Annotated in this window: 5 protein-coding genes and 1 pseudogene; 4 read left to right on the top strand and 2 right to left on the bottom strand. The window is 56.2% G+C overall.

Going from position 1 to position 6,923, the window contains the following annotated elements; genetic code table 11:
• Positions 1-150 precede the first annotated feature (150 nt).
• Together NZ823_00295 and NZ823_00290 are read right to left on the bottom strand one after the other, a co-directional pair.
• Positions 151-1,026, bottom strand: coding sequence for a ParB/RepB/Spo0J family partition protein (locus NZ823_00295; protein MCS6803569.1), 876 nt, complete (start codon positions 1,024-1,026; stop codon positions 151-153).
• Between the two features lie 16 nt (positions 1,027-1,042).
• Positions 1,043-1,840, bottom strand: coding sequence for a ParA family protein (locus NZ823_00290; GenBank protein MCS6803568.1), 798 nt, complete (start codon positions 1,838-1,840; stop codon positions 1,043-1,045).
• A gap of 212 nt (positions 1,841-2,052) precedes the next feature.
• Here NZ823_00290 and NZ823_00285 point away from each other — a divergent pair, with 212 nt between their 5' ends.
• The 4 genes and pseudogenes from NZ823_00285 to ccsA (NZ823_00270) all read left to right on the top strand — a co-directional run bounded on the left by NZ823_00285 (position 2,053) and on the right by ccsA (NZ823_00270) (position 6,890).
• Positions 2,053-3,504 carry an O-antigen ligase family protein gene (locus NZ823_00285; GenBank protein MCS6803567.1) on the top strand — a complete coding sequence of 484 codons (1,452 nt, stop codon included), beginning with the start codon at positions 2,053-2,055 and terminating at the stop codon, positions 3,502-3,504.
• A gap of 248 nt (positions 3,505-3,752) precedes the next feature.
• Positions 3,753-5,234: a serine protease gene (locus NZ823_00280; protein MCS6803566.1), complete on the top strand. Its 1,482-nt coding sequence runs from the start codon at positions 3,753-3,755 to the stop codon at positions 5,232-5,234.
• A gap of 390 nt (positions 5,235-5,624) precedes the next feature.
• A pseudogene (gene ccsA / locus NZ823_00275) lies at positions 5,625-6,083 on the top strand (cytochrome c biogenesis protein CcsA).
• A 285-nt stretch (positions 6,084-6,368) separates the two neighbouring features.
• Positions 6,369-6,890 carry a cytochrome c biogenesis protein CcsA gene (ccsA, locus tag NZ823_00270; GenBank protein ID MCS6803565.1) on the top strand — a complete coding sequence of 174 codons (522 nt, stop codon included), beginning with the start codon at positions 6,369-6,371 and terminating at the stop codon, positions 6,888-6,890.
• Positions 6,891-6,923 lie beyond the last annotated feature (33 nt).

Raw genomic sequence — 6,923 nt, 5'->3', positions numbered from 1 at the left:
AACCCCTGTATTCTTGCTGCCCGAAGCAGCAAAATTTGCCCTCAATCCTGTTGCCTTGGCAATCAAATTTTCCCTCGAATCTCCAGCCTGGAATCGTCCAAGCGAGCAAGTGTGGGACCAGCCTGCCTCCTAAACAAGCTCCGGGTTACCTCAGCTTTGGTCAAGAGAGCGCAGGGCTGTTGTCAATGCGTGAGCAATATCGCGTGTGGAAGCGTGATGTTTGGCAAAACGCACATGCACTGTGAAACCACGAGCCTGATAACGAAACACGAATGGGCGACTTCTGCGTTGACGCGCGCGGTTCCCGCGAGCTGCATTTCGCGCCGCACGCACTGTGCTGCCGTGTTGAGCAAGCTGGTTCAACAGGGCTAACATGGCCGATTCAGTCTTCTGTTGAGCGATGAGGATAAGCTGCTCGCGCGTCGCAATGCCGTGATGCGCACAGAGGCGGCGCACTTCATCTGGGACCTGAGCGAGGCTGAGTGTCTTTGTGACATAGCTTCTGCTCTTCCCTACCGAATCAGCGATCTGCTGGTGCTTCAGATGGAAGGTTTCTGCCAGAAGATGGAACGCGTCAGCCTCCTCAAACGGTGTGAGGTCTTCGCGTTGTAAATTTTCAATCAGTTGCTGAATCGAGCGTTGCTGCTCCGTGATCTGATTGACGATGATGCAGGGAAGAGACTTTAACCCGACACGTTGGGCTGCGCGATAACGGCGCTCGCCGGTGACGATGATGAATGTGTCACCAGTCGTGTCAGGTGACACAGTGAGCGGTTGAAGCACACCTTGAGCAGCAATCGAGGCTGCCAGCTCTTCCAGCGATTTTTCCGGGAAATGTTTCCGCGGTTGATGAGGATCGGGGCGGATTCGCTCAATCGGGATGAGTCTGGCGCTCTTGAGTCGTTCGGTGTCGTGAAGGCTGATGGCGTCTTGATCGCGTGACGGCTCGGCTATCGCCTCACTACGAGCAGGAGCAGGAGCCAGTGCAGCTTGGGCAAGGCTTTTGAATTTCTCCAACTTTGACATGATGAACCTTCAACTGTTACGAAGCGGACGAAGCTGCCCGCGAGCGGCGGCGCACCGCGCGTTGCCAGACTTCGCGCGCCAACTGCCGGAAGAGTTCGGCTTGCTCAGACCTCGCCTGATAGCTCGTCAATGGACGGCGGACACTAGCTGATTCGGGATACTTCACGCTCTGGCGGATCACCGTTTTGAAAACGTCCTGGCCATACCGCTCGATAAGGACCTCTTTGTAGCTTTCTTCGAGCTTTCGCCGAGCGTCATACTTGTTGATGATATATCCGAGCAGAGTGAGCTGGGAATTCGCGCGCCGTTGAACCTTGCGGATCATGTCCAGCACATGAGTTGTGCCGCGAGCGGCCCATTCCTGGCATTCCACTGGAATCAGAACGCCGTGAGCGGCGACCAATGCGCTCAACGTAAGCAAGCCCGGATGTGGCGGCGTGTCCATGACGATAAGATCGTAACCGTCCACTTCACGCAGTTTCTCGGCAAGATAGTATTGCGCTTCCGCGTCACCGGCCAACTGGAATTCAAGTCGGCTCAGGTCCAGATTAGCCGGCAGGATATCAATGCCTGGGTAGCTCGTATGGTGAATGGCTGACGTGGTGGGCATGTCCAGATTCACCAACACATCATACAGGGTCGCCGGCAAGCGATAGATATTGTCGAGGAACACTGACGAAAGATTGCCTTGTTGATCGAGGTCTACCACCAGGACTTTTTTCCCCGTTTCAGCGAAGGCGCCGGCTAGGTTGTAGGCGATCGTCGTTTTTCCAACACCTCCCTTGATCGTCGCGATGGCGATGTTGTAACTCATAAGCAGAGCCACGAATTGGACGCTCCAGTTTATCCACGTCTGCCTGCTTTGTAAACAACGATTAAGACCATCAGGGGGCTGGCCACCCTATGTCACTTTCACTTGATCTCTGATACCATCTGCGCTTGCAACAAGACAAAGGGGTGTGCCGGGTGATTCGTCTCAGAGAGTGGATTGCAGAACTGGACGCGCCAGCGTGGCCGCAGAGGGCTATGATTGTCCTGCTCGCGCTCTTCTGCGTGTTTGCTCCGCATTCAATTGCCTTGAGCCAGATGGCGTTTTTCACGTCGCTGGCGCTCTGGATCCTACACCTGATTTGGAGGCGGCGCGCGCCGGTTCCTTGGTCGGTGCTGGATCGGCCTATACTGGCCTTTGTGGGGTTCACGCTCCTGTCGGCGATCTTTTCTTATGAGCCAGCCGTCAGTGTGAGAAAGCTGGCGAGCGTCAGCTTAGTGTTGCTGTTTTTTCTTGTCACCAGACAAGTCCGCGCGGCCCGGTCGGCGCGAACGCTCGTCGTGCTGATGGTCGCCTCCTGCTTGGTGAACGTGGGATATGTGTTCTGGCAAAAATTCGCTGGTCATGGATTGAAGATCGTTCAGATGAGCGTTGACAGTCCGCTCGGAGCCGCCGGCTTACGTCCTGGCGATGTGATCCTCGAGCTCAACGACCGGGCTGTTGATTCGCTGGAAGAGATGGTCGAATCTGCGCGTCGGTCGGGGCAGTCACGTGTCGAGTTGTTTTTTTATCGGCCGGAGATTTACATTCGGCAACAGGTGGCTGTTGACCAATGGCGTGATGTTAGCTCAGTTGGAGTTGTTGTAGCGCCGTGGCGCGAATTTCGCGCTGCCGGCTTCTATGGATGGAATTATTTTACCTATGCTGAAGTTCTCCAGTTACTGACAGCGATTGCATGTGGAATTTGGCTTCAAGCGAGGCGGAAACGATCCTGGTTATTTGTTTGGTTGACGCTCGTGGTCCTGGCGATGAGCGCCGCGATTGTTCTGACGTTGACGCGGGCGGTATGGATTGGTTTTGCGGCGGCGTTGCTGGTGATGGCGGTTCGTTCCGGTCAACGGTGGGTGCTCGCGCTACTGCTGATCGCTGGGTTGATGGTCGCGCCGGTGGCGGTGAAGATGCTCTACAAGACACGCGGGCAACCGATGCTCTCGCGGGCGGAGCCGAGCACGGCGTATCGGTTGACGATTTGGCAGGAGGGAGCCCGGCTGCTCATCCGTCAGCCACGTCATTGGTTGGTGGGGGTTGGAATGGATAGCCTGAAGACGCGCTGGCGTGAGTGGGGACTCTTTCAAGGCGGCAGGTTGCCGGTTGGTCACATGCATTCGACGCCGCTGCAGGTTGCGCTTGAGCGGGGCCTTCCAGCGTTCTTGTGTTTGGTCTGGTGGTTTGGCGTTTACCTGCGCTTGCTATGGCGATTGACGGGTGAGCGGTTGTCCGCGTGGGATTGGCTCAGCCAGGGTGTATTGATCGGTATACTGGGTGGGACGGTCGGATTTCTCGTCAGCTCGCTTGCTCATTACAATTTTGGAGATTCCGAGGTCATCATGATCGTCTATTTTCTCATGGCCGTCGCTGTGGTGATGGATCGAGCTGGGCCGTTTGCTGGTGAGGAGCCTGGTCGGCGCGCATCAACGGGTGCCGCCTGAGAATGGCCCGATGTGCGACGTCGCACATTTCTTGTAACACATTGATGAATCGTTTGTTAATGTTCCTGAACAAGATGCTGTGCTGGTGCCCGTCGTGCGGCGCTTTGCCCCTGCGTGTGAGTGGCTAGGCCGATGGCTGATCGGCTGGGGCGAGCGCGCCGGAGGTCATCGCGGCTTGTGACGGGCCGAACGATACAGAGGGGGACAACTTCCGCCCATCCGTCTAGATGAGTATAATCAGGGCGTGCATGATTGAGGTTGGTGAATGTGTCATACTGGTCGGCCACAAGCGGGGCGACCGAGTCCACCTTCCGGAGGGGGATACCTTCATTGGAGATGTCGCCGGCTGCCATCTTCAATTAAGTGATCTAGGGCTGAACGGCGGACACTACGGGATTGTAGCGCGGATTGTCTTTGATGGTCGCCAGTATGCGCTTGTGGTCATGAATTCAAGTCTGCCCGTGTGGTTGAATGACCAGCCGGCTGAGCAACACACCACGCTTCGGGACCGTGATGTGATTGGCTTTGATGGGCAATCACGAGCGGTGGAATTTCGGTTAGCTCGCAGCTCTGAAGACGTGCAGCAACTTGGTGACGATCCTGCCGAAAAGGAAGGCGCTGAGGCGCGCGCAATCGGAGCACATGCGGAGACCCAAAAAGCACGTATGCGGGCGTTCTTCGCGCGGAAACGTCGTTGGCTTATCATCCTGGCGTTCCTGGCAGGAGTGACGCTGCTTGTTGCCTTGCACGTTCGGATTCACCGGGCGCTGAATGCGCTAACGCGGCAAGTGAACCAACAACAAGAAACTTTGCTCGGCATTCAGGCGCGCCTGGAACAGATGCGACGTGACGTAGAGGCGGCGCGAGCCACGTTTCAGGGCGAGTCCGGGTTGATCGGGCGGATTGCGACCACCTACAGCCCCAGTATTTGCCTGATCGAAAGTGGCTATCGGTTCGTTGAGCGGGGCACGGGAAAGTGGCTGCGCGAGGCATCAACGCCTGAAGGAAGCATTGCGATTTTTGAAGGCGACAGCAAATTCTATGTGACAACGGATGAAGTCGGGCCGCTCATTGAAGAGACGGTCATTGGGACTGGGTTTATTATCAGTCCGGGTCTGATTCTGACCAATCTGCACGTGGCCCGACCGTGGTGGAAGGACGAAGCTTCCAATCAGATTATTCGGCGCGGATTCATCCCGCGCGCGACGGCGTTGAAAGCATATTTTCCAAGTGTCAGTGAGCCGGTTCGGTTGGAGATACTGGGAGCCTCGGAAGGCTATGATCTAGCCGTTTGTCGGTTTGACCGAGGGGAATTATCGGTGCCAATTCCGCCGCTTGCTGACGCGCACACGGTGGTTGAGGTTGGCCAGTCTGTCGTGTTGTTGGGGTATCCGGCGGGTGTGGAAGGGCTGCTGACGCGGCTGGATGAAAGCGTGGCGCAAAGCATCACGCGGGCTACTTCGTTGCGTGTGACGGAAGTGACGCAGGAGCTGGCGCGGCGTGGGTTGATTCGACCCTTGCCAACGCAGGGGCGCATTACGGCTTTGACGCCGACACGCATCATTCATGATGCGGCCACGGCAAGCGGTGGGTCGGGCGGCCCGTTATTCAATAAGGACGGCGTGGTGGTTGGCATTATTTACGCCGTCACTGAGTTTCCTGCGTCCAACCTGGCAGTCCCCGTCAACGTGATCCGCGATTTTCTCAAGCAGCATGGAGTGGGGCTTTGAGCGGCTGCCCGGGCTGAAACCGATTGCGTCAAGCCAGTCGCGGGTCGGCTTAAAGGGAAGTTTGCTGTTGGCCGGATCGAAGAAATGATGTAAGATAACCACTCGTTTTGTTGCGATGGCAACAGGCTGGTCATCGAGAAATTTCACAGATTGCGTGAGGAGGTGGCAATGAGCACGAAGATTGCACAATCAACCATTGATAGTTTGAAGCCTGCACCAACTGATGTCTGGAGCGGTTATGCTCGTTTTGTCCCGTTTGTAGCGCCTCTCCTGTTGGCGGGGTTGTTCATTTTGGCTCAATGGCAAGGATGGATTCCCCGACTCAGCACGGAGAGCACATTGGTGATGCTGGCCTTGATCAGTTATATTGCGGCGGCTGTCTTTTATGTCATGTTTGTCTTGCAGAAAGAGGGACTGCTGGAAAACCTGGCCACATGGACGGCAGCGCTCGGATTTGGGCTCAACGTTGCGGCGTGGGGCACGCGCGGGTTGGTGGCGAATCACTATCCGTTAAGCAATTTGTACGACACGGCGCTCTCCCTTGGAATGACAACAACCGGAGCGAGCCTGGTGATCACCACGATCTATCGGCATCGGTTCGTCGGGGCGTTCACCTTACCGATTGCCGCAATGTTCATTATTCTGGCCATTCTCTATGGCGATCAGATCATTGATATGCCACCGGTGTTGGTCAGTTATTGGCGTCCGATTCACGTCACCATTGCCATGGCCGGTTATGGGGTGTGCAGCTTGGCATTTGCCCTGGGATTGCTCTACCTGCTTAAAGATGGCATGAAGACGGAACTGATGGCTATTTTTGCCCTGGGTGTTCCGATTCTCACCTATGGCTTTGTGTCGGGCGGCAGTGTGCTGACGCGCGGCTTGTTCGAGATTGATCTGATGATTGAGGGCGCTCGCATACCTGTCAACGAGGCAGGTAACGAATTCTTGCGCGCTGCCATTCCGTTCGTCGGTCAGCTCATGCGTGTGGCGTTCATCGGGTCGGTATTGGCGATCCTGTGCTTTGCCGCTTATCTTCGCACGGCGCAAGAGAATCTGAAGAGCTATGGGCACTGGCTCACGCGTGGCGTGTTGCTGGTGCAGGTGGTCGCGTTGGGTTTATTGATCTACCAGATGAAGACGGCGACGGCGGTGGCCAATTGGATTTCGCCAACGCAGAAGGGAATTGTTCCGGCCTCATGGTTGGATGAGTTCGGTTCGAGGCTGGAACTGGTCTTTCGTGGCAGTCCCGTAGCCATTGCCAGCATGTTTGTCGCCACTGCGCTGACGGCGTTCGTGGTCGTGTTTGCGTTGAAGCGGGATCGGTTTCTGGAAGCGGCGCCGTCGTTAGCCGTGTTAGATGATTTGACGTACAAGTCCGTCACCGTCGCGTTTCCGTTGCTAACGCTGATGACGATCACGGGCGCGGTGTGGGCCAATGAATCATGGGGCCGCTACTGGGGCTGGGACCCAAAGGAAACGTGGGCGCTGATCACCTGCATTTGCTATGCGATCTTTCTGCATACGCGGATCGTCCATGGTTGGAAAGGGCGCAAGACGGCCATGTTTGCTGTGATTGGGTTTATCTCGGTGATCTTCACCTATCTTGGCGTGAGCTTCATTCTACCTGGGTTGCACTCTTACGCCACGCTGTGAAGTGAGGCCGGATGGTATGGCTGAGAGGTGGCG

This window comes from Blastocatellia bacterium (genome assembly GCA_025054955.1).
Classification (GTDB): Bacteria; Acidobacteriota; Blastocatellia; order HR10; family J050; genus JANWZE01.
The sequence above is the reverse complement of the archived record's forward strand: the minus strand, read 5'-3'. Positions and strand labels throughout refer to the sequence as shown.